This window comes from Shewanella psychrotolerans (assembly GCF_019457595.1).
GTDB classification, from domain to species: domain Bacteria; phylum Pseudomonadota; class Gammaproteobacteria; order Enterobacterales; family Shewanellaceae; genus Shewanella; species Shewanella psychrotolerans.
The window spans coordinates 932,591-959,539 of the sequence record NZ_CP080419.1 but is presented as its reverse complement, the minus strand read 5'-3'; the positions used below and the strand labels follow the sequence as shown (position 1 = coordinate 959,539).

Below are 26,949 nucleotides of genomic sequence, written 5' to 3'. Positions count from 1 at the left end.
TTGAGAAGCACACGCTCCTATGGAAAAGACATACAACCCACAGTCAATCGAACAAAGCCTCTACCAAGACTGGGAAGAGAAAGGTTACTTTAAGCCACATGGCGATGAGTCAAAGGGCAACTATTGCATTATGATCCCGCCACCAAATGTGACGGGTAGTCTGCACATGGGTCATGCCTTTCAAGACACCATCATGGATACCTTAACCCGTTACCAGCGCATGAAGGGCAAAAACACCCTTTGGCAGGTGGGCACCGACCATGCCGGTATTGCCACTCAGATGTTGGTTGAGCGCAAAGTGGAAGCCGAAGAGGGTAAGAGCCGTCACGATCTCGGTCGCGATGCCTTTATCGAGCGTATCTGGGATTGGAAAAACCAATCTGGTGGCACCATCACTAAGCAGCTACGTCGTCTTGGCGCATCGGTTGATTGGGATCGTGAGCGTTTCACCATGGACGAAGGGATGTCTGAAGCGGTACAAGAGGTGTTTGTTCGTCTGTATGAAGATGAACTCATCTACCGTGGTAAGCGCCTCGTTAACTGGGATCCCAAACTACACACTGCAATTTCTGATCTCGAAGTTGAGAACAAAGAGAAGCAAGGTAGCATGTGGCATTTCCGCTACCCGCTTGCCGATGGCGCGCTGACCGCCGACGGTAAAGACTACCTAGAAGTCGCCACCACGCGTCCTGAAACCATGTTAGGTGACAGTGCGGTTGCGGTGCACCCTGATGATGAGCGTTATCAATCACTCATCGGCAAATTTATCATTCTGCCTATCGTTAATCGTCGTATCCCGGTTGTGGCCGACGATTATGTGGATATGGAGTTTGGTACCGGTTGTGTGAAGATCACCCCTGCCCATGACTTTAACGACTATGAAGTGGGTAAGCGCCATGGGCTACCTATGTTCAACATCTTAACGATTGATGCGGCGATTCGCTCAACGGCTGAAGTGGTTAACACCGACGGCACCGCCAACAACGAGCTAGATAACAGTCTGCCTGAGCGTTATGCCGGCCTAGATCGTTTTAAAGCCCGTAGCGCCATCGTTGAAGAGTTTGACACCTTAGGCTTGCTGGGCAAAATTGATCCTCATGGATTAAAAGTGCCTTATGGCGATCGCTCAGGCGTAGTGATTGAGCCGCTACTGACAGACCAATGGTATGTTGCGGTTGCACCAATGGCGAAAACCGCCATGGAAGCGGTTGAAAACGGTGATATCAAGTTTGTACCGCAGCAGTATGAGAACATGTACAACTCTTGGATGCGTGACATTCAAGATTGGTGTATCTCACGCCAGCTTTGGTGGGGACACCGTATTCCGGCTTGGTATGACGAGGCGGGTAAAGTGTATGTGGGCCGCGACGAAGCTGAAGTACGTGCCAAACACGGCTTAGCTGACACCCTTGTGCTACGTCAAGATCCAGATGTGCTGGATACCTGGTTCAGCTCGGCGTTATGGACCTTCTCTACCTTGGGCTGGCCTAAAGATACGCAAGCGCTTAAAACCTTCCACCCGACCGACGTGTTGGTGACAGGTTTTGACATCATCTTCTTCTGGGTGGCGCGCATGATCATGATGACCATGCACTTCATTAAAGATGAAAATGGCAAACCACAAGTGCCATTTAAGACGGTTTATGTGACGGGCCTTATCCGCGATGAAGCGGGTAACAAGATGTCTAAATCTAAGGGTAACGTGCTCGATCCACTGGATATGATTGACGGTATCGAGCTTGAAGCCTTAGTTGAGAAGCGCACCGGCAACATGATGCAGCCTCAGTTAGCCGCAAAAATCGAAAAGAGCACCCGTAAAGAGTTTAGTGAGGGCATCGAAGCTCACGGTACTGACGCACTACGTTTCACCTTGGCATCGATGGCTTCAACTGGCCGCGATATCAACTGGGACATGAAGCGCCTCGATGGTTACCGCAGCTTCTGTAACAAGATCTGGAACGCATCGCGCTACGTGTTAATGAACACCGAAGTGCAATCGGATGATGCTGCAGATGATGCAGTAGGCGAGCCATTAGATTGTGGCCAACATGGCGGCGAAATGGAGCTTTCATTAGCCGATCGCTGGATTATCGGACTGTTTAATCAAACCATTAAGACTTACGATGAACACATGGAAAGCTACCGCTTCGACCTTGCGGCCAACACCATCTATGAGTTCACTTGGAACCAGTTCTGTGACTGGTACTTAGAGCTAACTAAGCCTGTGATGCAAAGCGGCACCGACGCGCAGCTTCGTGGTACTCGCCACACCTTGGTGACGATTCTTGAAGCGATGCAGCGCCTGATGCACCCAATGATGCCTTACCTAACTGAGACCATCTGGCAGCGCGTTAAACCGCTAGCGGGCGTTGAAGGCGACACCTTGATGTTGGCAGCGTTCCCTGAGTATCAGGCGAATAAAGTCGATGCGGTTGCGATGGAAGATCTTGAGTGGGTCAAGCAAGTGATCACTGCGGTACGTAACATCCGCGCCGAGCTAAACATTGCGCCAAGCAAGCCGCTTAATGCGCTGCTGCGTGGCGTGAGCGAGCGCGACAAGGCCCGTATCGAGACTAACCAAGCCTTCTTTAAGACCTTGGCCAAACTTGAAAGCATGACCATTCTTGGCGACGGTGAAACTGCGCCTATGTCGACCACTCAATTGATTGGTGACATGGAGCTATTGATCCCAATGGCAGGTCTTATCGATGTGGCGGCAGAGATGGCGCGTATCGACAAGCAACTTGAGAAGCTAGCGGGTGAGTTTAAGCGTATCGAAGGTAAGCTGTCTAACCAAGGTTTCGTGGCCAAAGCCCCTGCTGCCGTGATTGAAAAAGAGCGCGCTAAGCAAGCGGAATACCAGCGTGATATGGACAAGCTCACCGAGCAAAAAGCAGAACTTGCCAAGTTGGAAGCATAACCGCTTTTACAGGCTAGAAGGTTTAAGGGCTGGAAAGCGAAAAGGCTTAGTTAGTCGCTTAAAAAGAGAGGCAGTCGCGAGACTGCCTTTTTTATTATTTAACGAATCAAGTTCGATAAGAAAAGGGTCACACCTTGTAGTGAGCGATATCGGCTTCCATCGATTCGGCGAGTCTGGCTAAATCTTCGGTCGCGGCACTACTCTGCCTCGCCCCTTCCGCGGTTTGATCAGAGATCTCACTGATATTCGTGATGTTGATGTTAATCTCTTCGGTCACCGAACTTTGCTCTTCTGAAGCGGTCGCAATTTGCGTATTGAGGGCATTGATCTGCTCGATGCTATCCATGATCTGTTGTAAAGCTTGTCGTACCGACAGCGATTTATTGACACTCAGTTTCACCTGCTCGGTGCCACTTTGCATCATCTGCATCGAACTTTGCGCGCCCTGTTGCAAACGCTGGATCATCTTCTGGATCTCTTCGGTAGAGTCTTGAGTGCGCTTAGCAAGCGAACGTACCTCGTCGGCCACCACCGCAAAACCTCGTCCCTGTTCACCAGCCCTTGCTGCCTCAATCGCGGCGTTCAATGCGAGTAGGTTGGTTTGCTCTGAAATAGCCTGGATCACATCGACCACACTACCAATCTCATTTGAGTGCTGCGCGAGTAGCGTCATCGCTTCACTCGCACTGGTCAACTCTTTAGCGAGCGCTTCGATAACCGAGATGCTTTCATTGACTACGGTTTGCGCCCCGTGAGCGGCACTATTAGCCTCCTCTGACGCGGTTGCCGCGGCAGCAGCACTTTGCGCAACCTCACGCACGGTCGCGGTAAATTCATGAATAGCGGTGGCGATAAGCTGGGTTTGTTGTTGCTGATCTAAGACGTTGCGTTGGGTCTGAGTTGACACCACGGCGTTTTCTTCGGCAGAGCTTGCAAGACGCGACGTGGATTGATGAGTATTGTTGACCGCTTTTTGGAAGTCTGAGGCGATACTGTTCACATTTGCGGCAATATGAGCAAACTCATCGCTACCACCAAGTGAAATACGCTTCGTCAGATCTCCCGCGGCAATATCTAACGCTGTGCCTTCTAGCTGAGTAACTGACTCGCTAACCCGTTTAATGATAAGGGTTGAGCTTACACTTATGACTAACATACTGATGCCAGAGAAGATGGCTACCAGCCAGATATACTGGCCAATATTATCTTCAGACTGCTCAAAGCTGTTCTTCGCCTCATCGATCTGAAGATCTAAGAACCCTTGCGCCTCACTGGTGATATCTTTAAATAGTGGGTTAATTTTGGTCAACAGGATTTGATTCGATTGCGAATAATCGCCATTACTTAACGCCGTCGTGGCGGGCTTAAAGCCCTCCTCTGTCACCTTGTCGAGTAAGCTAACGAGTCGATTGACCTGCTGGCGCTCACGATCATCTAAATTTGAGCTTAAAATCTCGTTATCGACAATATCATGCAGCTTTTTAATCGATGCCTTACTGGCATCAAGGTGAAACTCAAGGGGATGATTGTGCATATCGGCAAATTTGCTGCTAGGATCATGTTGAAAGCCAAGCAATAGGCCGCTACGGGCCTTCTCTAGCTCATTTAATACTTTACCTGCGCGGATACTATGCTGCATACCTTGGGTATAGAGATCACCAATCGAATCCCCAGCTTGCTGCATTCCAGTTATCCCTTTATAGCCCAAAAACAGAAAAGCAATAATGATCAAAAACACATTCAACTTAAGTTGAAATCTCACTGATTTAATTCGATCCATAAAGTCATTTCCTTGCTGTCGATTCATATCATGTTCAACCCTAGTCTCTCTAGCGGACGATATCCCTATAACGGACTACATGCCTATAACGGACAATGTTTTTATAAGGGACACTGTCTTTATAATGAAGATAGTCTTTCATAATGGAGATCGTCTTTTCTCTTACCGGCCCACAAATTAACAACAAAGCAACAAAATATTAACCACCATAGTGCCACCCATTAAGCATACCTACTAGTAAGTAGATCACAGTTAAGAAATCATTTAATTATTATAAATGGGGTGCTCTGTATAGATTGATATCAACTGCCCCCCTTCCATATTAAGCCACTTGTACCTCATCTTCTGTCACAACATAAAGCAAAGCGCGACAAGCTTAATAAGCCAGATAAGCTACAGGTACGAATACTCATGTTTAAGCGAATTAAACTTCCCGTTAATCACTTTGGTTTTTAGTGCCAAATTTAGGTAAAGTGTGCACTGCAATCACAAGTGGTTATCGCAAGGTCAACATCATTGCGAATAAAACAACAATAAAATAAGAGTAGAAGGAAGGGTATGAGCGACTCCAAAGATGCTTACGCAGACAATGATCTGCGTGAAGTTAAGCAGCTGGGTATGTGGGCTTCCATTGCCAGCTTAAGTTATATTTTCTGGATAGTCGGCGGTATGGAGCTGGTAGAGCGTATTGCTTACTACGGCGTCAAAGCCAGTGCGGGCCTCTATGCCAAGGCACCCGTTTCTGAAGGTGGCTTAGGGATCAGCCTGCATGACTACGGTGTGATCATCTCTATTTGGGCCTTAATGCAGACCTTTATTCCTGTATTTACTGGCGGTATCTCAGATCGCGTGGGTTACAAGGAAACCATTTTCGCCTCGACCATTATTAAAATTTCTGGCTATTTAGTGATGGCCTTTTTCCCCAATTTCTGGGGATTCCTGTTTGGCGCTATCCTGCTTGCCAGTGGTACAGGAATATTTAAACCCGGTATTCAAGGCACCTTGGTGCTATCAACGGGCAGACAAAACACCTCGATGGCCTGGGGTATTTTCTACCAAGTGGTCAACATAGGTGGCTTCTTAGGGCCACTGGTTGCCGTACATATGCGTCAACTTTCGTGGGACAATGTATTTTATGCCTGCGCAGCCATTATCTCGCTCAACTTCCTATTCTTGCTGGCCTACAAAGAACCTGGCAAAGAGGATCGCATGGAGCGCAACCGCAAAATAAAAAGCGGTGAAGTTAGCCAGCAGGCACTATGGAAAGATGCCTGGCATGAACTGAAAAAGCCTGTCGTTATCTACTATATGCTGGTGTTTGCCGGCTTCTGGTTTCTGTTCAACTCACTGTTTGATGTTCTACCGATCCATATCGCCGAGTGGGTAGACACCAGTGTGATTGTGACTAGTCTATTTGGCACGGAAGGGACATCTAATGGCATCTTACAATTTTGGCTCGGTCTCGATAATACTGGGACTAAAGTGATGCCAGAAGGCATGCTCAACCTCAATGCGGGGATGATCATGACTAGCTGCTTCCTAGTAGCCGCACTCACTGCAAAATACCGTATCACCACCGCTATGTTAGGTGGCTGTCTGCTGAGTATCTTAGCCTTCGTGTTTATCGGCGCGACCAATGCGGCCTGGATGATCGTGCTGGCAATTGTGATGTTCTCTTTTGGCGAGATGATGATCAGTCCAAAGAAGAATGAGTTTATGGGTAACATTGCCCCAGAAGGCAAGAAAGCCATGTATTTGGGCTTTGTGATGCTGCCACAGGGGATAGGTTGGGGTCTGGAAGGCTATTTCGGTCCTAAGCTTTATGAGATCTATGCATCGAAAGAAATTTTCTCTCGCGAGCTATTAGCAGAGCGTGGCATGAACGCAAACGATGTCGCTGCGATTCCTCAGGGCGAAGCGTTCACGACGTTAGTGAGCTATACAGGCGAATCAGCGCAATCACTCACCACCTTGCTGTATAACACCCATAATATTGGTATGGCGTGGTATATCATTGCCGCTATTGGCACCATCTCTGCGGTAGGGATATTCATCTACGGTAAATGGCTGCTGAACTTACAGCGCGCCCGAGCCTAACTCAGTTAAGGGAGCCAATGGCTCCCTTTTTATTTGCGCCTCGACCGCTTTTTTACTCCCCCAGCGATAACCCGGTGTAACGCTTGACTTCATCGACGGGCACGTGCAGATATTTGGCAAAATGAAGCGACAGCAGTGCCATTAAGGCAAAAAAGGAAACAGAAGATAACCTAACTGACTCTGCTACACCTAGGCATCACAGGTTTGCAAGCCTGACAGGCACACATCCACCAAACCGTGCACGAGTGCCAGTAATGAGTTCACAAAGAAAAAGACAAGAGTGTAATAAAAGACTCATTTATCACTACTAAAACAGGCTGAGTAGCTCACTTTCTTGTACAGATTGTATAACCAGCCAAGTCCAATAGCGCGCCCTAGACACAAAAGCCGAGCACAAAAAAGGGGAACCTAAATCAGGTTCCCCAAGATTACAACTTTCTCAGTGGGCAGTTAGCAGGGGTATGCCCACTTAGCGAGAATTATTATTGTAGGCTCTAGTGAGCGCCTCCAGCGTGAACTTTATCAACACCGTATGTCTTACCTTCGGCGTGACAGGTTGCACAAGACTCTACAGGTAGATTAGCTGTGCCAGCAGGCGTACCTTGAACTGTCGCACCGTTACTCTCGAAGTGAGCGAGTGCAGATGCACTGATGTGACATGAACGACAGGATTCAGCTACAGGAGAGATGTAGTCTGTCGCAGAGACTTGGATTGAACGCTTACCAGAAGTCAAACCGCCATCTGCTGCGAAGAAGGTCGCACCATCTTTGTGACAGGCTTCACAGTCAGTCGCAAGGGCTGGGTAACCTACAGTTTCCAAGTTCTTATCTAGGTAGATACCACCACCGTAAGAGCCTGTGTGGAAACGGTGAGTCGCGGTCATCAAATCTCTGTGCGAGAAGGTTACACCTTCAATTGGCGCAGTGATTGGTTTACCATCGGCATCGACTTCACCTGTTTGATACATCCCATTTGGATAGTAAGTAACAGGATTTTTATCATTGTGACAATCCATACACTGAGTAAACTCGCTCACACCATGATGCCCTTCCTTAGGAACCGTCAAGCTACCGTGACAGCTATTACATTTGGCTTCAGTTACAGTTACACGAGCAGGATCACTCATACGAGCTTCTTTTGCGGCAACAGTTGAGTCATCTAAGTTAAAGTACTTAACAGGAGCGCTTGCAGACACTTTAGAAGGGTTATTAACCTCAGTACACTCAACAGCCTCACCATCGGCCGCACAAACCAGCATATCCCCTGTCACATAGATAGAGCCAGTCAGGCGAGTAGAGTCGAAGCTCTTAGTCGTAGTCAGGATACCGCCAGTGATAGCCACCCCTTTAACAGACATGCCTAATCCAGTAATTGGAGCTCCGTTGCTATCTACATTACCAATTAACAGTTTACCTGCCGTGTCAATGTATGGATCCAACATAACACCATCAGCAGGTGCAGCGCCATTGATAGTGACCTTAGTAGTAACGGTTAACGCACTAGTGCCATCTCCATTGTCAGTCACTGTCACGTCTTGGAAATCAAGAACCACTTGATCTTGTTCTATGACTCTGTTACCCACTTTGTGAGCAATTTTAGGACTTAAAGAACCAGCACCGTGACAGCCAGAACAGGCTGCATCACTACTGGGAACAATGCCTTTGTGACCTTCACCAGTTTCAAAGTTAACGGTTACGTGACAACCTACACAAGCTTCAGCATAAACATTGTCGTTCCACTGCGTGCCATTGTCGTGACAAGTTGTACATTGATTTAGCTCTGCTGGGAAGTGAACACCTGCAAACTCTTCTAAAGCCTCACCTTTTAGCACACCCCACTCGGCAAGATGACCACCAGCATGAATAGTGTGGATCATTGCGTTGAAGTTAGGGTTAAAGCCTTTTTCAGGATCGTTCTGGTCAGCGGCATAAGCTGGATTATGACACGCAACACAGTTTTCCACTTTCTGATAGTTATGGTGAGCACCGATGTTAGCAATGCGTTGATCGCCTTCACCATAGCCCATTAACTCACTGTGACACTGAATACAAGCAGCATTAGAAACTGAGTCTTTAGCTGACATGGCTAGCTCGCCAGTGGCAGGTATGAAATCAACTGGTGTAGAAAGTAATTTATCGCTAATGCCGACACCAGAAGCATCGGTCACGTTATAGGTACGCACCATGACGCGGAACATGCTAGTTGGATCGCCATCGGCAACCACTACAGGCGCATTGCCATCATGTTCCCATGTACCTGTATAAGTACCTGGGTTTTCAGGATCTTCTACCAAGGTACAAGCATCAACTTCGGCGCCGCCACGAGCTGTCGCCTTACCTGTCGGCGTACAGTACATGCTAGAGCCAAACTCGTTGACCAAGGCATTATTTGACCAGAGCAAAGGCGCGCCCGAATCAGTGGGGTTAGCCATCTGGTTCGTCACATAAAGAGCAACTTTGTCAAGACCTGTGAATGGAACGTCATCTCCTTTACTGTTTTTACCTGTTGCAGTGAACTTAATAGAGAAGTCATCAGTTCCTACAACTACGATATCACTAGGTGCAACAGTTAGTTTGAAGTCTGCGGCAGTGGCTACAGTATCAACGGTCGATCCCGCTGGTGCACCAGGTACACCAGGAGTACCTGGAATGCCAGGTTCACCAGGCGCTCCATCTTTACCGTCATCACCATCACTACACGCGCTCACACCAATGGCACAGAAGAGTGCCATGGCTAATAATGTAATTTTATTTTTTTTCATCGCCATATCCCTTTATAGGTATTTTCTGCTATTGCAGTACCTCTAATATAAGGGAGTTGTGACAAAATGTTAGTTAATTGAATCCAAGTTGTGATTGCAATTTAAAGATTCACTAACGGAAATTTCAAAATTTGAAATGGCGAATTTCAAATTTTGAAATCAGCTGGCAACGAGTAGCTTCTTGATAAGTTGAATAATTAGTTCGCGTTGTTCGATAGAATAGCGACGATACTCTTGCGGATTCTCGATTAACATGTATTCGGGGGACATACTCTCACCGTGAAGACGCTCAACTTCATCGGTGGATAAAGACTCAACTTTAATGCCTGGTAAGCTCGTACAAATTCCAGCTTCAGAGCAGGGTAAAAATGAGATTGACCCCATGGTTAACAAGTGACTATACCACTCGTCTCTGCTGCTGACTCGGGTGATACTCTCGATGGCCACTCCCGCTTGACGGGCAAAAACTTCGAGCGGATCAATTTTGTCATTAAACCCTTTACCGTCGAGGCAGAGAAAGGGATAACTACAGATCGTTTCTAATGTTATTGGTGCTGAAGTAGTCCAAATAGGATGAGCATCTTCCGCCGCAATGCTGATCTGCGACAATGCGCCGAGCGACTCAATAGACAACTGATGCTCATTTGTCGTATCGAATGCGACTCCAATATCAATCTCACCATTATGAATTAAATCTGCCGATTCACTATCCCAACAGACAAACTGCAACTTTCCAATTAAATGACGATATTGACTACGAGAAAATGCAAGTGACAAACTAGCCAAAATACTGGAGGCAACCGCTATTTTTATACACTCGACACTATGTTCTTCAACCTTTTCAGCTACAGACTGTTCTATTTTTAAAACGGCATCACAAAACTGACAAATAGGCTCATACAAATATTCAGCTAGCGGCGTGGGCTTTAAGCCCAACTGACGCCTGTAGAATAACTCGTCATCAAAAGTGGCTCGTAACATATTCAAACAACGACTAATTTTTGGGGCTGACACATTGAGTTGCTTAGCCGCAATATTGGCATGCCCAGTTTGAAATATCACTTTAAAAGCGATCAGGCAAAAGACATCGAGCTCACTGATTTTTTTTAGGCTTTGACTAGTCATCGGCATTATTGTTTATTTGAGCAATCTAATATTTATAACACAATATTCCATCAAAACAATATAGGGCACCATCACACTATTAGCACTCGCTTATTTATTTTTTTATGCGGAACATTTGACTAATTATTACCAGGAATACCTCCAACAGACATCATTTCCGTCGCCGTCAATTGACGACTTTGACCAGGTAAAAGCGATTCATCTAACCTTATATCTCCCACCGATAACCGGTGTAACCCAATCACAGGGTTTCGAAAGCGACCAAACATTCGCTTAATCTGATGGTAACGTCCCTCTTGCAGAGTAACCAAAGCACAATGACTGCTTATGATCTCTAATTTAGCTGGCAACGTCGTGATATCTTCATATGCAAAATAAAACCCTTCTTCAAATGCCTGAATATAACGCTCATCGATTGGGTTTTTCAGTGTAACGACATAGATTTTATCGACCTTAGAATCAGGCGACATAATGCCCTTTGACCACTGGCTATCGTTGGTCAGCAACACTAAACCTGAAGTATTTAAATCGAGACGCCCGACAATATGTAGGTCATCAGTATTGGATGACTCGCTATTTGATTGATTGCTATTAGGTGCATCGTTAACCGCTTCATTGATAAGATCAATAACCGTACGATGCTTATCGTCTTTTGTTGCACATACCACCCCGACGGGCTTATTAAGCATGATATAGCGAGCCTGTCGCTGCTGCAGCACAAGACCGTCGCAGATGATGTGGTTAAATTGATCGATTTGTAGATCAATATCCCTAGCAATTACCCCATCAACCTTTACTCGTCCCTGAGCTAATAGCAGTCTTACCTGCTTTTTAGGTATTTGGATATGACGACTAATAAACCGATCTAATCTTGAACGCTTAGACTGCATTATTCATCCTATGAGTTAGGAACCACTTTATAGGCACAACGACGTGCACCTTCGATGATATGTTCCTCTCTGCTAATCGTTGCCAGATCGTTAAACAGCCATTGAAACAGCTGTAATTCAGAACGACAAAAATTGACACAATGGCTTGCGGCCGCGCAAATAGGACAATGATTTTCTAGCAACCAATAATGATCCCTCTCCCGCTCAACCGTAGCGACATAACCTTCTTCTGTTCTCAGTTTAGCCAGAGCATTAAGCTTAGCAAGTACACTAGAATGAGCTGCTAATGCCTTCTGATAAAGCACTTTACTGGCCTCTTCTCTATGGCGAATCAATTGCTCTAAGCCACTATCGCCAAAAACCACTTTTACCGATTCGATCAGTTGACTGGTGAGATCATCGTGCCTATCAGGAAACAGGGAATAACTTTTCTCGGTGAGTGACCAATAGCGTGTTGGTCGGCCACGACTCGCTTTGCGATCTTCAAAGACAAGCATGCCCTCCTCTTCTAACCCTTGTAGATGCTGACGCACTCCCATGGTTGTTAGCGAGAACTGTTCAGCCAATACCTTGGCAGTAGTTGGCCCCTCTACCTTTAGATAATCCACTATTTTATCAATTGTTTTCTTAGTCACCCTATCTCCCCAAATAACATACCGCAGCCCACATTATTACCTATCGATAACGAGTATCCAATAAATAAGTAAACTTTTTTGTTTACTTTATTATTTACAATCTTAAGTAAATAAATTACATTACAAAACATTAAATAAACAATATGGTTTACATAATGAATATTCTTATCGTCAGCTCTAGTCAAAGAACCCCATCACAAAGCGCTAAAGTTGCAAGTTACATTGCGGAGCACTGCCCACAATTTCAATCAGTTACTCATATTGAACTGTGTAAGTTTACGCTGCCATTTTGGGATGGTGACAGAGCTAGCCCTGCGTTACTCAATAGTAATTGGAATGATATTAGCGCGCTGATCAAACAAGCCGATGCCTTAGTGCTGATCACACCAGAATGGGGTGGTATGGCATCGCCATTACTAAAGAATTTTCTCCTACTGTGCGATGGCCAAGATACCGCCCATAAACCCGCGCTGTTAGTTGCTGTATCGGGGGGCATTAGCGGTGCTTATCCCATTGCCGAACTCAAGATGAATGCACTAAAGAACAACAAACTGGTCCCTATACCTGATCACCTCATCATCAGAAACAGCGAAACTGTATTACTACAAGGTGAACAAGATCAGCGTGAGCAGCAGCTAAGAGGTCGAATTGATTACAGCATTCACATGCTGCATCAATACAGTATCGCGCTAAAAATGGTTCGAGATAACCATCAAGATCAACCCTACCCGAAGCAACAGGAATATAGTTATGGCATGTGATCGTTGCGATCATCTGACCGTGATTAGTTTCCTAAAGGAGTAAGAAATGATCCACTTAGAACATGTTAACTTAGTCGTTAGAGACATCAACGCCAGCTTGGCCTTCTATCAAGCAGCATTCCCTCACTGGACGGTTCGTGGTGGTGGCGAAGGAACTTGGTACGGCAAACCTCGAAACTGGATTCACTTTGGCGATGACTACCAATATCTGGCATTTAATGATGATGGAGAAGCAGATAACCGAGACTTAACAGGCCATCAAGTGGGCTTGGCACATTTTGCTTTTGTGACTCATGATCTTGATGGGGTTGTCAGTCGACTAGCGCAAGCAGGATTTGAGGTTGATAAAGAGGGTGCTATCGATCCCTATCGGCGTAATGTGTACTTTATTGATCCTGATGGATTTGAGGTTGAGTTTGTCGAATACTTGACCGACCACCCCAGCAAACGTAACAGCTACGAAATGCGCTAGCTGCAATATTATTGTCTTATGAGCGGGGGCAGATTAAGGTTAGGGGTTGTTTAAGGCTTCTGGTTTTATGTAGAAATGGATTTCAAACTGAGTATCATCTGTTAACGGCATGATGCTGTGCCAATATTCAGGATGGGATATCGCAGTTTCAGAGGCTTTTAATCTTACCTCTCGCTCAACCTCGCCCTCCTTATCTTTATAGCCATAAAACATCAGTTCACCACTAATAACATGGATCTGCTCATAAACTCCTCTGCGGGTAAAGTGACGTTGGGCATAGATATCGGGAATACTCTCTTTACCGAAAACTTCTGTAGTTTTGCACTTTACATAACCTTTTGGTATGCACGACATAGACACCTGCCTAACATTAAAATTCATTTATGAATAAAGATCTAAAGCTAGTACATCGTTGCACAAATTTCTATTGCTATTACACTAGGGCAAATTTTATAAACCCGTGATATGCATGACTAGCTCATTTCGCTATACCACACAATTTATTCTCGATAAGCCATACTATAGTGAGTGCTTCGATCAATCCGTCAGCCTTGATCATTCGATGAAACGTTATAGCAAAGCGGGGATCTTTGTTGCTATCGGAACAATACTCTTGCTAACTGGTGCAAATAATTATGCTTCATGGTTTATTATCGGGCTTGGGGTTCTCGAAGCATTAAGCGTTAAATTCAAACGCCCTTGGTGGCTACTACGCCAAATGTGGAGCAGAGCAGCCGGTAATGAGGTTGAACTGACGATAGATGAGAATGGTATAGCCACTAAATCGGCTTATATAGACTCCATTATCGCGTGGACTGACATTTACCGATTAAAAGAGACTGAGCAAGGTTTCCTTTTCACTCTAGAGCGAGGGCAAAGCTACCTTTCCAAACGCTACCTTGATCAACAAGCTTGCGAATATATACGTAGTAAACAGTAATAGCAGTCCGATTTTAACTAAGTAAAACTCAGGTTAACAAAGTAAGATCGCCAAGGAATGGTGAACAATAATCTATCACTTGTTTATGTAAATGCATTATCTACTTAATTCCCTTTGTTAGAAATGCGAAAATCTACACCGATATCAAGTCGACATTTTTCGACAGCATTTTGGGAGTCATCATGATCAAAAATAAACTTTCTTTAGTCGCGCTCTTTGTAAGCTCAAGCATACTGCTATCAGCATGCCAAACGACTAATCCTTATACCAATGAATCTCAAAATGCCAAAGCCACCAATGGGGCGATCATTGGCGCCATTGCTGGTGCCGCTATTGGGGTTGCCTCTTCAAGCAAAAGTGATCGTGGTAAAGGTGCCTTGATTGGTGCCGCTTCTGGCGCAGCTGTTGGTGGTGGAATTGGTTACTATATGGATGTACAAGAAGCAGAGTTACGCAAACAACTGCAATCTACAGGTGTGAGCGTGACTCGTAATGGCGACAATATCGTATTGAACATGCCAAATGAACTCACTTTCGGTGTCGATCAATCGAATCTGAGCCAACGCGCCAAACAGGTGCTAAATAGCGTTGCTTTAGTTGCGGCCAAATATGATGAAACTAAACTCAATGTACTCGGTTTCACCGACAGCTCTGGTAGCGACGCATATAACCTTCGACTATCACAAGTACGTGCAAGTGAAGTGGCAAACTACTTAATGTCACAAAAAATTGATAACCAACGTATCAGCTCTGAAGGGCTTGGTGAGGCTCATCCCATTGCCGATAACGCCACGCAGCAAGGCCGTGCCCAAAACCGCCGTGTTGAGATAGTTTTGACACCGATGCCAAAAGGTTGATTGAAAGCCCCTAAGCAGCTTGTCATCTGCTTAGGGGGCTAGATAACTTGTATCCCCCGCAGATTGAAAGGCTATTGACTCTAACCTTTCTATCGCGCAGAGCTCCTCTATACGGTCAAGGCTTCTATCGACTGACTGGTTTTAAGACTTCATTTCGCCGACAGGTAAGATCGTTCGACCATATTCACCGTTAAGTACTTGAGCCATTGCAAAATAGATAGCACTCGCACCACACAACATACCTTCAAAACCCGCTATAGTGCCAATCAGTTCGCTACCAGTGAAATCTCTTGCCGCCAGTAAAAAGAACAAAATGGTCAATGAACCAAAGACAAATTGCTTCGCTCTGGGATAACGCAGTGAACCGACAAACATAAATGCGGTAAATGTTCCCCACAGGGCTAAATACCACCCCATAAAGTGGGCAGGGCTTGCGGCAACCCCCGCATTTGGCATTAACATAAGACCGACTAAGGTTAACCAAAAAAGTCCGTAAGAGGTAAATGCGGTGGTGCCAAAGGTATCGCCTCTAGCAAAACACATGATGCCGACAATGACTTGACCAATACCACCGTAAAATATGCCCATAGCAAGGATCATCGAATCAATGGGGAAATAACCCGCATTGTGGATATTGAGTAAAATAGTGGTCATGCCAAAACCCATAAGCCCTAACGGCGCTGGATTTGCCAATTTTGTAGACATCAAGTTCCCCTAATAAAATCTCGTCAATAAATGCGTAGACTGCTTTGCCTGCGCAACAGGCGGCGGATTTTATTAGATGGCTATGTTCTCGGCAATCTCCCGTATCTGTAGGTGGCAATTTAAAACAAAAACATCTAAATACAATGACTTACAGGCATAAATATTCTTAATCATAATTATGTGAGGTAGTTTACTTATTAAAATCAATAGGATACAAACACACCCAATCCGCATGAGACTCTAATCAAGTAATCTATCGATATTGAGACAAGACTCACAAGATGAGACATCTAAGTAACTAAATAACAGGAGAAAGTAATTCAGCGACAACGATTACTACCACTTCGTTCTCACTAACTCAAATAACGAGATGTTAATCACAAACTAATTTAATGCTAAATAAAGTTGAATTTGAACTGATCTAGATCAGCTTTAAATACCACGCCTTTTTGGAAATAAGCTCAAACTCACGACTCAGATTAACAAGCTTTGACTCAACAAGCTTAACCATAAATAAGCATTAATATACTGACCGTCCCAAAAGCATAATCTTTAGCGCCCCTTCAATAACAAAGTCATGGCACTTATGTAACGCAATAGCAGCTTCATTATCGGTATAGACTTCCAATTCACGTAACGGCTAACCCATTGTGGGCTACATCAACAATCGCTTTCAAAAGTGCAGTGCCAACACCTTGACCTCTAGCCGATTCACATACCGCCATCCCCATATTCGCGACATGCTTGGCCCTAGGACCCGCGCAAACCTCCGTACCGTTCGGCCCCCGTATTGTTACCTCATAGCCTACTTATCAAGAGCCTTACAAAATAACGCCTGCCTGCACACCAAAAGCCTATTTTGTAGAAAGAGACGACACAATGTAGGGAATAACACGCTGATTTGAGTTACGCTTGCTAATGAACTATTTAAACCGTGCAAAATTGGGTCTCACTCAAGCTAAAACACCTGCTGACGTTACAAAAATGCAAACAACAGCACACAAGTAACAACAATATTTACTCAGATCGAACACAATACTTGCTCAGATAGAAAACAGTCGAATAAATTCAACATTACAACACCCAGAATTGTGTATCATTTTGCATCATAAAGACTGAAGTATCTGGTTAAAATGTAGTTCAGTGGTAATCTATATTTCCAAATAACCATTATTATAGAAAACGTAATAATCCTAAATCATGAACAAGTTTGCTGTTTGGTTACTAACGACATTACTCCTCTCATTTCACGCTTTTGCTGATAGTGAGGTTTTGTGTGAGGCAAATAATGATTGTATCGAAATTGGTCGCTGGGATATTGGCGTAGCATTAGGTTATGGCGTAAAAGAAAATCCATTGAAAGACCGCGAAGATATCCCTATTTATGTCGCCCCCACTATTGCTTATTACGGAGATAGTTGGTTTTTCGATAATGGCAATATTGGCTATACGCTAGTAGAAGATGAAAAATTTACCATCAATCTGAACACCAGCTTCAGCACAGATAGCGCATACTTCTATCGATGGGATCCATCGAATATATTTATAGCAGGCACAAATCAATTTGCTGTACCCACAGAGAAATTCGCGGGACCAAGGGATGTATCAAAAAAAGCAGAGCCGATATTTAATGAACTTGAAGACAGAAACTTTACGCTTCTTGGCGGAATTGATGCATTTATTTACACCGGCATCGGTATAATCAATTTAACGGTTGCGCACGATTTATTTAACGTACATTCCGGTTCAGAAGCCAAATTTAAATGGCTGTATAATCTCGCATTAGATGAGTGGAGAATTGAGGTAGCCGCTCTCGCTAATTGGAAAAGTGAAGAAATAATCAACTACTATTACAGCGTTAGACCTAGTGAAAACCGCTACTGGAGTGAACAGTATCAAGCGGGTTCGACAACCAATTTAGGACTAGAATTGACAACTCAATATGTAATTAACGAACACTGGGAGCTCGTTTTCTTAGCTCGCTACACTGAACTTGGCGATAAAATCGTAGAGAGCCCCTTAGTCAATCAACAGAATACCAATACTTTTTTTGTTGGCACTGCTTATAGGTTTTAAACCCAGTGCAATTGTCGATATATAAACTTTTACAGATAATTCTTGTGTTAGTTTTTCTGTGTAATACGGTGCAAGCAGCAAACGAGGCCGTTGGAGCTAGTCTATCGCTATCCCCAGAATTTTGTATTACCGATAGTCCAAATAAAACCTGCGATATTAAATTGGTACTCAATTGGCACACTGATACGCCGTATACGGTCTGCATTATGTCTGATAATGAATCATTAACGACGTGGTGCGCCGATTCACCCAATATTAACTCACTGAGCATAATGGTATCGACAGAGAAAGATATTCAGTTCGTGATGATGGATAAAGAAACCCATCAAACCTTAGCCGATGCCAAATTACATGTTACCCCCACAGCAGAGCCTCAAGTTAGGCGCCGCTACCGAAACCCATGGAGTCTATTCTAATGACCGAACCCCAATCACCCCATAGAGTATTACTTGTCGAAGATGATATTCGTCTAGCAAATTTGATTGTGGATTTTTTAAAGTCGCATGGAATGCATGTTGAAGTTGAACGTCGTGGAGACACTGTGCTTACCCGACTAATCAGCTATAAGCCTGATATTATCTTGTTAGATATCATGCTACCAGGAATGGATGGCCTAACCCTTTGTGAAAAACTACCAGACTACTTTGCAGGTCCAATTCTATTAATGAGTGCTCTTGGCTCAAACGAGGACCAAATAAAAGGACTAGAATTAGGCGCCGATGACTATGTCGTAAAACCCGTCGATCCTGCATTGCTGGTAGCAAGAATTAATAACCTGCTTCGTCGCTCGGCTAAACCGCCACAAGCCGAATCACATTGCCTCAGTTTTGGTAAACTAAGCATCGACCCTCATACACAAGCCATTAGATTAGGCGATATCGAGGTCGATCTGACAAGCCATGAGTTTGAATTACTCTGGTTACTCGCTTCGCAAGCTGGACAGGTACTAAGTAGACAATATATCTATCAATATCTACTTAATATTGACTTTGATGGTAAAGATAGAAAAATTGATGTCCGTATTTCACGCCTGCGTAAAAAGTTAGGTGACAACATCGAAACCCCGTTTAGAATCAAAACGGTATGGGGGCAAGGCTATCTATTTGCTCCCGAAGCTTGGAATAACTAGACGGGAGCATCGGTGAAAAGACTTTTTATCAGCCTATACCTACTGCTAAGCCTTAGCTTTTTAGGTATAGGTTGGACGCTAGATAGTTTATGGCAAAAAAATGTCGAAGAGAGTGGTGCTGCCGATGCACCGCTCATTGCATTAGCCCAGTTAATTAGCAAACTTCCAAAAGCGCAAAGAGCCCACTATCTGTCTGAGATCGATACCGCTGCCAATTACCCGCTTCAGTTACTAGACAAAGATAAAATCGCTTTAGGAACCAATGAGCCGCTGACGCAAACCAGCGTTCTAGTCGCTTCTCAGGACAAAGAACACGAGCTCCATTTTATCAAAGTCGATGCCGAACAAATCTTAATGGCAGGCCCTATAGAAATAGACCCTAGAGGCCAGCTTAGAGGCCTGTTTACGCTGTTTTTCTACTTATCATTGGCCTTTGTTACACTCATTTGGGTATGGCCTCTATCTCGCGATCTAAAAACCTTAAGACTGGCCACCAAAGAGTTTGGTCAATCAAACTGGGATACCCAAATCCAGCTTTCACGGCGCTCTCAGGTACAACCGTTAGCAAGTACCTTTAACGAAATGGCCAACCATATTCGAGCATTGATAGAAAGCCAGAAACATCTTTCTAATGCCGTGTCCCACGAAATAAGAACGCCACTGGCTAGACTTAAATTTGCCCTCGCGTTAATGCCACAATACTGCGGTCCAGATTCAAACGAAGCACGTAGGCTGGCGTTCTTAGATGAGATGCAGCAAGATGTAAAAGAGATGGAAAATCTACTGCAAGAACTACTCACCTACGCCAGTTTAGAGTCACAGCGCAAAGCCATTCAATTTGAGCGGTGTGATTTGACGAAGCTCACCCAGCAAACCATTGAGCGACTTCAAGGATTACATTCGATACCGATACAATTTGAGTGTGATATAAAACGGGTAGAAGTCATGGGCGATCCATCGCTTATAGAACGCGCGCTGCAAAACCTAATCATTAATGCACAACGTTTTGCCGATCAGATGATCGTTATCAAGTTGACCATTAAAAACAAAAGTATAGTCTTAAGTGTTATCGATGATGGCCCTGGCATCGCAGCAGAAGATCAGGGTAAGATTTTCGAACCTTTCTATCGTAGTAACGTCGTGCAAAATGGTAATAAAGGTCATGGTCTAGGGTTAGCTATCATCAAGCGGATCATGGAGCGTCATGAAGGAGAGGTGTTACTTCAAAGTCAGCCAGGGTTTACGCAATTTACACTCTGCTGGCCACCATTAAAGGCAAGTTAAACCAACTTTAAGGCTCAGCATCAAAATCAAAACCGTCTGTTGCTGCCGCGCGCTCTTGCAAAATCTCGATTTTCTTTGCTTTTAACAGTGCAAGTTGACGCCTTCGTTTTCGCTGCTTACATAAACGAATGACGTCATATTTTTGTGCATCAGAAAAACTAAGCCAATTAAAACGTTCATCTCGATTGCGCAAACACCCCTTACAATAACCACGAGCATCTGTTTGACAGATGCCAATGCAGGGGCTGGGGATCTCAAAAAACTCTAATTGTTCCATAAGTAACAACTAACCTGAACAGAGGCTAAATTGACACCTTATTTCAAATTCACTCATAATCGTCCCCCTTATCCCACCAGCAAATATGATCTACAAATCAATTAAGCTAAAGTTGGAAATCTAACAAAGTGATTAAAACATAACTGATTTATTTACCGTTTGCTAAATTTTATTCTTAATGAGTAATTTAAAAGTCTTGCATAAATAAGTAGATATGGTCACATTGTTTAAAATATACTCATCAAGGTGTTTGCAATGAACCTTAATAATAGGATAGTCATCCTACTCATTAGTTTGCTAGCTGTTGCTTGTGCAAGCAAGCCCAAGCTGGATTACGATACCCATTACGATTTTAGTCAGCTGCAACAGTTTACAACCCAACCACCACAGAACATCACAGATCCCCTAAGCGCAAGGCGCATCGAGTCGGCAATCGATACCTCGTTAACAGCACAGGGATTTATCAAGACAACTGACTCACCACAGTTTTCAGTCACCTATTCGTTTAAAGTTGAAGATAAGCCGAAAAGCTCAGGCTTATCTATCGGACTGGGTTCAGGTTCTTGGGGAAGTTCTGGTGGAATCAGTGTCGGAACCAGTGTTGGAGTACCATTAGGCAGTGACAGCAATAAAATTCAATTGATTCAAATTGATATTATCGATTTAGCCAGTAATCGTTTGATCTGGCGAGGCAGTGATAAATTTGATTTCAGTGACGGCGGAGTAGAGAAAGCCAGCGAGACTCAACAAACCGTGAGCAAAATATTGGCTCTGTTTCCACCTAAGCCTACCCCCTAATCAGCATAACCCCCTAACCTCGGTTGGCGGTGCAAACACTCGGCTTTGACACCGTCACTTCTATCTACCGCTCTTATCCAAAAAGCCAAGCAGACACTAGGAGGTATGCGCATTAACCGTGCGCCCATTGGCCCACTGCCTTAATGCGGTCAATTGTTCACGCATCACCACAGATAATGGTCGCGTTTTCATTAGTTCATCGAGCAGCAGTTGCTGCGACATCTCAATATTGGTCGCTCTGGCACTATAAATGGCAGAAATGATAGCCTGCTCAATTTCAGCACCTGAAAAGCCCTGGCTCGCCTGTGATAGTTGAGCCAAGTCAAAAAGGCTCGGTTCAAGTTGCCTGCGTTTAGCATGAATGAGAAATATCGCTTGGCGGACACTGTCATCGGGCAAATCGACGAAAAATATCTCATCCATCCTCCCCTTGCGCATCAGTTCTGGTGGCAACGCACTAATATCATTTGCGGTAGCAACTAAAAAAACCTCTGACTTTCGTTCTGCCATCCAAGTTAATAACGCCCCTAAAACCCGCTTAGAAGTACCATCATCGTTATGACTACTGCCTAAACCTTTTTCAATTTCATCGATCCACAATACACAAGGCGACATAAGATCGGCGAGCTCTAAGGCATTACGCAAATTTTTCTCTGTTTCACCTATATATTTGTTATATAAGGTAGACATATCCATTCGTAATAAGGGACGTCGCCACATTCCAGCGACCGCCTTAGCAGCTAAACTCTTACCACTGCCTTGTACACCGAGCAATAATATCCCCTTTGGCGAATCTTCCATATGACTATCGCTAGATGGCATTCGGCGTTTTAACCACTCTTTAAGGTTATGTAAACCAGCTACCTGAGAAAAATCACTGGTATCATATTCAAACTGTAACACTCCCTCCATATCGAGAAGCTTAAACTTTCCTTGGTTGATTCGATCGACATCGCAAAGGGTAATCGCCCCATCATCCACAATCGCCTTATGGGCCAGTCGTCTGGCATCATCGAAGGTTAACCCTCGCAGATTATCGGCAAGTTTACTCACAGCTTGGTCATCGACACTTTGCAATAAACCGTCACTACGCGCCCTATCTATCTGTTCATAGATTAAATTTTGTAGCTGACTAACATCGGGCAAAGAGAGCCTAAAATGAGCACAGTATCGCTGGATTTCGGGCGGTATATCAAAGGCGTGGCTGACTAATACCACGGTGTGTTTTAGTGCCTCATATTCGAGAGCGATCTCTTTTAGTAAGCGCACGTTCTTAGGCGCGTTGTCGACAAATGGATGAAAGTCACAGAGAACATAAATCCCCTGCTGACAGGTTGATTTTATCTGCCCTAAAATTTCGGTGGGATCGGTATTGAACTTCTGTGTCCCCATATTAACGTCCACACGAGTCAACCCCTGAGTTATGCTCCAAGTAAACAGCGGTTGGTAAAGAACCGTCGACACTCGCTTTAATAGCTCTATCACTCTATGTTCTTCGTAGGTTTCAATGATAACTAGTGGCGTGTTAGACCGCAGCACTGCGGTAAGGTCCCTGATATCTTGCATTTAACATCCTTTATGCATAGCTTTAATGGTGCTAGAAGCCTTTCTCAGCCGATGATTATAGATACTCCACATCGATAGCAAATTCAATCGTCATCTTTAAACAAGCAATACAGTTGCATCTAATTTGATCTTACCGTCCAGTTGGCTCGTATTAACGAGATAGTGTCCGCTAGAAAACGAGTTATAGCGATATTTTTTGATAACACGAGTTAAATATGGATGGTACGAGATCAGCAGCGCATCATTTCATTCAATTTGAACTAAGATTGCCGTGAGCAAATTTTTGTATATAGAGTCCTTGTACTCGAAAAATTAGGTGTATCCATATGTTTGATTTTGGTCGTCGTAAGTTAGAGATGCAGCAGAAAGAGCAACATTATCAAGAGTTGCGCTCAAACAACCACATATTAAAAGCTGTCCGCAATAACGTGCCTTACATTGAGTTTTCAGTGGATGGTAACGTATTAACTGCCAATGAGCAGTTTCTTGCGGCTGTAGGATACTCAATGGACGAAATCCAAAGGCGGCATCATAGTCTCCTGTGTGATAAACAGTTAGTAGCAAGTCGCAGTTATAAACAATTTTGGTATAACCTTACTCAAGGTAAACCGAACCACGGCGTCTTTCCGCGTGTTTGTAAAGATGGCTCAGTGATCTGGATTGACGCTACCTATGTGCCAGTGCTCGATAGTAATGGTCGTGTCATCAAAGTGATCAAAATAGCCAGTGACGTGACTCAAGATAAAGTAAAAACGGATCATCAAAAAGCGATGTTTGATGCATTGAGCAAGTCTCTTGCATTTATCGAGTTCACTCCGCAAGGAGACATTATTGATGCTAATGACAACTTTTGCAGCGCAATCGGCTATACCAATAATGAGATAAAGGGGCAACATCATCGTATTTTCTGTACCGATAAGTTCCTTCGTGAACATCCAGATTTTTGGACCTCACTAGCTAAAGGGCGCTTTCAATCTGGCCTATTTGAGCGCGTCACGAAACAAGGCAGCACCATTTGGCTTGAAGCAACTTATAACCCTATTTTCAACGATTCAGGAAAAGTCGTAAGAGTCGTCAAGCTAGCAAGTGATGTTACTGAGCGCATTCAACATCAACAAGCGGTGCAAAATGCATCACAATTAGCATATCAAAGTGCCATAGAGACAGTTGATATTGCCCAGAATGGTGCCAACATGATCGATTCAGCATCAAGTGTGGCTAATGATATCGATACCGCGGTATCTGAAGCGACCAGCTTAATGGAGCAATTAGCGCGGCAATCTGAGCAGATCACCCAAATTGTTAGCACCATTGCCAAGGTTGCCGATCAAACCAATCTTTTAGCCTTAAATGCGGCAATCGAAGCAGCACGAGCTGGTGAATATGGTCGAGGGTTTGCGGTGGTCGCAGACGAGGTAAGAACATTGGCAGCCAACACTTCTCAAGCCACTCATGATATCGAAAAAATTGTCGAACGTAATAGCAAGTTAACCAAGACATCTGAGGAGGGAATGCTATCCATCCAAGCGAAAGTTTCCGAGTGTAATCACCAATTACAGTTAGCCCAATCCTTGATAAACGATATTCGAGAAGGAGCTCAGAATGTTGCAGATACTGTCAATGATTTGGTCATAGAGTAACTCATACAATTTATACTCTTGCTGTGGTGACCTAACTAGACGCCAAAAGAGGTGCGATAAACACCTCTCTTGGACCTCACATTCAATCTAATTGCCCCCATAAGTGCCCTCACATTATTGTAGTTAATGAACAGCATAAAGGTCAGATGTTGTGAATATCTTTAATGCACGACGCTATGGATATAGCTGGTAGGGTAACGCATGGCGCTATTACCGAGGCGCAATTAAAGACCTTGCCTTATCAGCCCTAAACTTTAGTGCTAAATCGTCGCTGAGCCATCACATATTTATACTGATTAGTATTACTCATAAGGCGATGTTTAATCGACTAAATTCCTACAGACTCATTCATTAAAATGGCCACACCCATAACAACATAGGTACACTCACCGCAACCACAACGACTTCCAGAATCAAACCCAGCCGCCAATAATCACCAAAATGAAATCCTCCGGGACCAAGAATAAGGGTGTTGTTCTGATGACCAATGGGCGTTAAAAATGCGCAGGATGCCCCCACAGCAATAGCCATTAAAAAAGGATCTGGATTAACTCCAAGCTGACTTGCAGTACTAATACCGATGGGACACATCACGGCAGCTGTTGCGACATTATTCATTAAGTCTGATAGAAACATGGTTACCACTAACACCAACACCAGAGCCGCTATCGCGTTACTCTGGGCGATGGTATTTAACAGAAACTGGGCGATCAAATCGGCTGCGCCAGTGGTAAACATAGCATTAGCAACAGGAAGTAACGCTGCCAATAGCACGACAACAGACCAGTCGATTGAAGTATAAATCGAACGCACGGGGACAATCCCCAAAATAGCAAACGCGAGCGCCCCCGCAACAAAGGCGACCGCTGCAGGCAAACTCCCAAACGCCACTGCCGCCACCGCAATGGCCATAATTAACGTAGCGATAACGGCATGGCCTTTTTGGGGGACGCTTATCTCACGAGCCGCCAAAGGAAGGCAGCCAAATTGAGAGGCAAATCCTGAGACCGATTCAGGGTCTCCTTGCAGAAGAATGACATCGCCCTCTTTCACAGGGGTAGAGCGTAAACGCTTAACGAATCGCCGACCTTGACGAGATATCGCTAACAAATTAATGCCATAACGAGTACGTAATTGAATATCGGTTACCGACCGATTAACTAACGCAGCCCCTGGGGTTACCACCAGTTCCTGAATAACAACCTCTTCCGATTTGCTGACTGCCACGTCAGAACCTTGATCAAGAACCTGACTATCTGATCGATATACTTCTGCACCTGCTTTAGGGTCAATTTCTCCCTCCTCCGCGGAAGAAACATCTGCTTCCAGTTTCAGGCCTAGGCTGGAAATCGCTTTTGGCAAAGACTCAGGTTCAACCTCAATAACCAGAATATCGCCATCTTGCAAAATCCGCCTAGGATTCGGGGCTGATAGACGCACTTCACGGCGGATCATCGCAATGATCTGAGCATCGGCCTCATCGAGTAATTTCTCAACATCCCGTAAATTCATCTTTTCAGCTTTGCTGCCTGCCACAATACGCACTTCACTCAGATAGGTGCCTGTATCAAAGCTTCCCACATCAGACTGCTTACGCACAGGAACGAGTCGCCAACCTAATATGCCGACAAAGGCGATACCAGCAAGCGCAACCGAAACCCCGACAGGAGAAAAGTCGAACATAGAGAAGCTTCCCATGCCGCTTGATTGCCGAAAACCTGCAACCACCATATTAGTTGGCGTACCAATTAAGGTGGTCATGCCGCCTAAAATTGAACCGAATGCTAGAGGCATGAGCACTTTACCGGCAGGTAGCTCATATTTAGCAGCCATCTGTATTGCAATAGGCATCAAGAGTGCCAAAGCCCCCACATTATTGATAAATCCCGACAACAACGCGGCCAAGTTAATCAGCGCAAAAATACTCAATGTCGGACTGGATGTTGATGGCAGCAGGTGCTTTGCCAGTACATCTACAGCACCCGAAATTTTTAACCCATAACCTAATACCAATACACTGGCAACGGTAATGACTGCTGGGTGGCCAAAGCTCGCAAATGCCTCGTTGCTGGGTACTAACCCTGTAAACACGCCTACAAGCAACGCCCCCATCGCAACCACGTCATGACGCCATTTTCCCCAGAGGAACATCGCCATCGTGATCGCCAGTAGTGCCACAATGATAATTTGATTAAATGACATAATATTTAGACTCTATCTGTAGGAGCGTAAATG

23 protein-coding genes and 1 pseudogene are annotated in these 26,949 nt (G+C 44.6%); 13 read left to right on the top strand and 11 right to left on the bottom strand.

What is annotated here, in order from left to right:
* Positions 1–19: 19 nt before the first annotated feature.
* Complete coding sequence (locus K0I62_RS04240) at positions 20–2,920, top strand: valine--tRNA ligase (RefSeq protein ID WP_220070282.1); 2,901 nt, start codon at positions 20–22, stop codon at positions 2,918–2,920.
* Positions 2,921–3,047: 127 nt separating this feature from the next.
* Here the strand turns inward: K0I62_RS04240 and K0I62_RS04235 are convergent, their stop codons facing one another.
* Positions 3,048–4,700 (bottom strand): methyl-accepting chemotaxis protein, encoded by a 1,653-nt coding sequence (locus K0I62_RS04235; RefSeq protein WP_258405082.1) that lies wholly within the window; start codon positions 4,698–4,700, stop codon positions 3,048–3,050.
* Positions 4,701–5,258: 558 nt separating this feature from the next.
* On the opposite strand from K0I62_RS04235, the gene K0I62_RS04230 reads away from it, so the two are divergent.
* Positions 5,259–6,797 (top strand): MFS transporter, encoded by a 1,539-nt coding sequence (locus tag K0I62_RS04230; protein WP_220070280.1) that lies wholly within the window; start codon positions 5,259–5,261, stop codon positions 6,795–6,797.
* 494 nt (positions 6,798–7,291) lie between these two features.
* On the opposite strand, the gene K0I62_RS04225 is transcribed toward K0I62_RS04230, so the two are convergent.
* The 4 genes from K0I62_RS04225 to K0I62_RS04210 form a co-directional block, all read right to left on the bottom strand.
* The gene (locus K0I62_RS04225) at positions 7,292–9,559 is read right to left on the bottom strand and encodes an OmcA/MtrC family decaheme c-type cytochrome (protein ID WP_220070279.1); all 2,268 of its coding nucleotides are present in this window, start codon (positions 9,557–9,559) and stop codon (positions 7,292–7,294) included.
* 159 nt (positions 9,560–9,718) lie between these two features.
* A complete protein-coding gene (locus K0I62_RS04220) occupies positions 9,719–10,684 on the bottom strand; it encodes a LysR family transcriptional regulator (protein WP_220070278.1) in 966 nt (321 codons plus the stop codon).
* A gap of 119 nt (positions 10,685–10,803) precedes the next feature.
* Entirely contained in the window at positions 10,804–11,574 is a 771-nt protein-coding gene (locus tag K0I62_RS04215; protein WP_220070277.1) for a 16S rRNA pseudouridine(516) synthase, read from the bottom strand.
* A gap of 8 nt (positions 11,575–11,582) precedes the next feature.
* Positions 11,583–12,209 (bottom strand): helix-turn-helix transcriptional regulator, encoded by a 627-nt coding sequence (locus tag K0I62_RS04210; RefSeq protein WP_220070276.1) that lies wholly within the window; start codon positions 12,207–12,209, stop codon positions 11,583–11,585.
* 155 nt (positions 12,210–12,364) lie between these two features.
* Here K0I62_RS04210 and K0I62_RS04205 point away from each other — a divergent pair, with 155 nt between their 5' ends.
* A complete protein-coding gene (locus K0I62_RS04205; protein ID WP_220070275.1) occupies positions 12,365–12,970 on the top strand; it encodes an NAD(P)H-dependent oxidoreductase in 606 nt (201 codons plus the stop codon).
* Positions 12,971–13,016: 46 nt separating this feature from the next.
* Positions 13,017–13,442 (top strand): VOC family protein, encoded by a 426-nt coding sequence (locus K0I62_RS04200; protein ID WP_220070274.1) that lies wholly within the window; start codon positions 13,017–13,019, stop codon positions 13,440–13,442.
* Between the two features lie 39 nt (positions 13,443–13,481).
* On the opposite strand, the gene K0I62_RS04195 is transcribed toward K0I62_RS04200, so the two are convergent.
* Positions 13,482–13,796 carry a TehB-like domain-containing protein gene (locus K0I62_RS04195; protein ID WP_220070273.1) on the bottom strand — a complete coding sequence of 105 codons (315 nt, stop codon included), beginning with the start codon at positions 13,794–13,796 and terminating at the stop codon, positions 13,482–13,484.
* Between the two features lie 115 nt (positions 13,797–13,911).
* Between K0I62_RS04195 and K0I62_RS04190 the strand changes: the two genes are divergently transcribed.
* Positions 13,912–14,382: a YcxB family protein gene (locus tag K0I62_RS04190; RefSeq protein WP_220070272.1), complete on the top strand. Its 471-nt coding sequence runs from the start codon at positions 13,912–13,914 to the stop codon at positions 14,380–14,382.
* A 182-nt stretch (positions 14,383–14,564) separates the two neighbouring features.
* Complete coding sequence (locus K0I62_RS04185; RefSeq protein ID WP_220070271.1) at positions 14,565–15,239, top strand: YiaD family glycine zipper/OmpA-like lipoprotein; 675 nt, start codon at positions 14,565–14,567, stop codon at positions 15,237–15,239.
* Positions 15,240–15,380: 141 nt separating this feature from the next.
* Here K0I62_RS04185 and K0I62_RS04180 read toward each other — a convergent pair whose 3' ends face one another.
* Both K0I62_RS04180 and K0I62_RS19195 read right to left on the bottom strand, forming a co-directional pair.
* Entirely contained in the window at positions 15,381–15,944 is a 564-nt protein-coding gene (locus K0I62_RS04180; protein ID WP_220070270.1) for an acetate uptake transporter, read from the bottom strand.
* 629 nt (positions 15,945–16,573) lie between these two features.
* Positions 16,574–16,669: a GNAT family N-acetyltransferase gene (locus K0I62_RS19195; RefSeq protein ID WP_258405081.1), complete on the bottom strand. Its 96-nt coding sequence runs from the start codon at positions 16,667–16,669 to the stop codon at positions 16,574–16,576.
* A 475-nt stretch (positions 16,670–17,144) separates the two neighbouring features.
* Here K0I62_RS19195 and K0I62_RS04170 point away from each other — a divergent pair, with 475 nt between their 5' ends.
* From K0I62_RS04170 to K0I62_RS04155, 4 genes are read left to right on the top strand one after another with little or no spacing between them, the layout of a single operon-like run.
* Positions 17,145–18,020: a MipA/OmpV family protein gene (locus tag K0I62_RS04170; protein ID WP_220070269.1), complete on the top strand. Its 876-nt coding sequence runs from the start codon at positions 17,145–17,147 to the stop codon at positions 18,018–18,020.
* Positions 18,021–18,064: 44 nt separating this feature from the next.
* Positions 18,065–18,436 (top strand): DUF3019 domain-containing protein, encoded by a 372-nt coding sequence (locus tag K0I62_RS04165; RefSeq protein ID WP_258405080.1) that lies wholly within the window; start codon positions 18,065–18,067, stop codon positions 18,434–18,436.
* Positions 18,436–19,149, top strand: coding sequence for a response regulator (locus tag K0I62_RS04160; protein ID WP_220070268.1), 714 nt, complete (start codon positions 18,436–18,438; stop codon positions 19,147–19,149). The genes K0I62_RS04165 and K0I62_RS04160 overlap by 1 nt, the downstream gene beginning before the upstream one ends.
* A 12-nt stretch (positions 19,150–19,161) precedes the next feature.
* Positions 19,162–20,433, top strand: coding sequence for an ATP-binding protein (locus tag K0I62_RS04155; protein WP_220070267.1), 1,272 nt, complete (start codon positions 19,162–19,164; stop codon positions 20,431–20,433).
* A gap of 7 nt (positions 20,434–20,440) precedes the next feature.
* On the opposite strand, the gene K0I62_RS04150 is transcribed toward K0I62_RS04155, so the two are convergent.
* On the bottom strand, positions 20,441–20,710 hold the full coding sequence (locus K0I62_RS04150; protein ID WP_220070266.1) for a DUF1289 domain-containing protein: 270 nt from the start codon (positions 20,708–20,710) through the stop codon (positions 20,441–20,443).
* A gap of 255 nt (positions 20,711–20,965) precedes the next feature.
* On the opposite strand from K0I62_RS04150, the gene K0I62_RS04145 reads away from it, so the two are divergent.
* Positions 20,966–21,508: a DUF4136 domain-containing protein gene (locus tag K0I62_RS04145; RefSeq protein ID WP_220070265.1), complete on the top strand. Its 543-nt coding sequence runs from the start codon at positions 20,966–20,968 to the stop codon at positions 21,506–21,508.
* A 96-nt stretch (positions 21,509–21,604) separates the two neighbouring features.
* On the opposite strand, the gene K0I62_RS04140 is transcribed toward K0I62_RS04145, so the two are convergent.
* The gene (locus K0I62_RS04140) at positions 21,605–23,074 is read right to left on the bottom strand and encodes an AAA family ATPase (RefSeq protein WP_220070264.1); all 1,470 of its coding nucleotides are present in this window, start codon (positions 23,072–23,074) and stop codon (positions 21,605–21,607) included.
* A gap of 326 nt (positions 23,075–23,400) precedes the next feature.
* Between K0I62_RS04140 and K0I62_RS19360 the strand changes: the two are divergent.
* Positions 23,401–24,183: pseudogene (locus K0I62_RS19360) on the top strand (PAS domain-containing protein); the annotation flags it as partial.
* A gap of 84 nt (positions 24,184–24,267) precedes the next feature.
* On the top strand, positions 24,268–24,714 hold the full coding sequence (locus K0I62_RS19355) for a methyl-accepting chemotaxis protein (protein WP_434086835.1): 447 nt from the start codon (positions 24,268–24,270) through the stop codon (positions 24,712–24,714).
* A 351-nt stretch (positions 24,715–25,065) separates the two neighbouring features.
* Here the strand turns inward: K0I62_RS19355 and K0I62_RS04130 are convergent, their stop codons facing one another.
* Positions 25,066–26,916, bottom strand: coding sequence for an SLC13 family permease (locus tag K0I62_RS04130; protein WP_220070262.1), 1,851 nt, complete (start codon positions 26,914–26,916; stop codon positions 25,066–25,068).
* Positions 26,917–26,949: the final 33 nt, after the last annotated feature.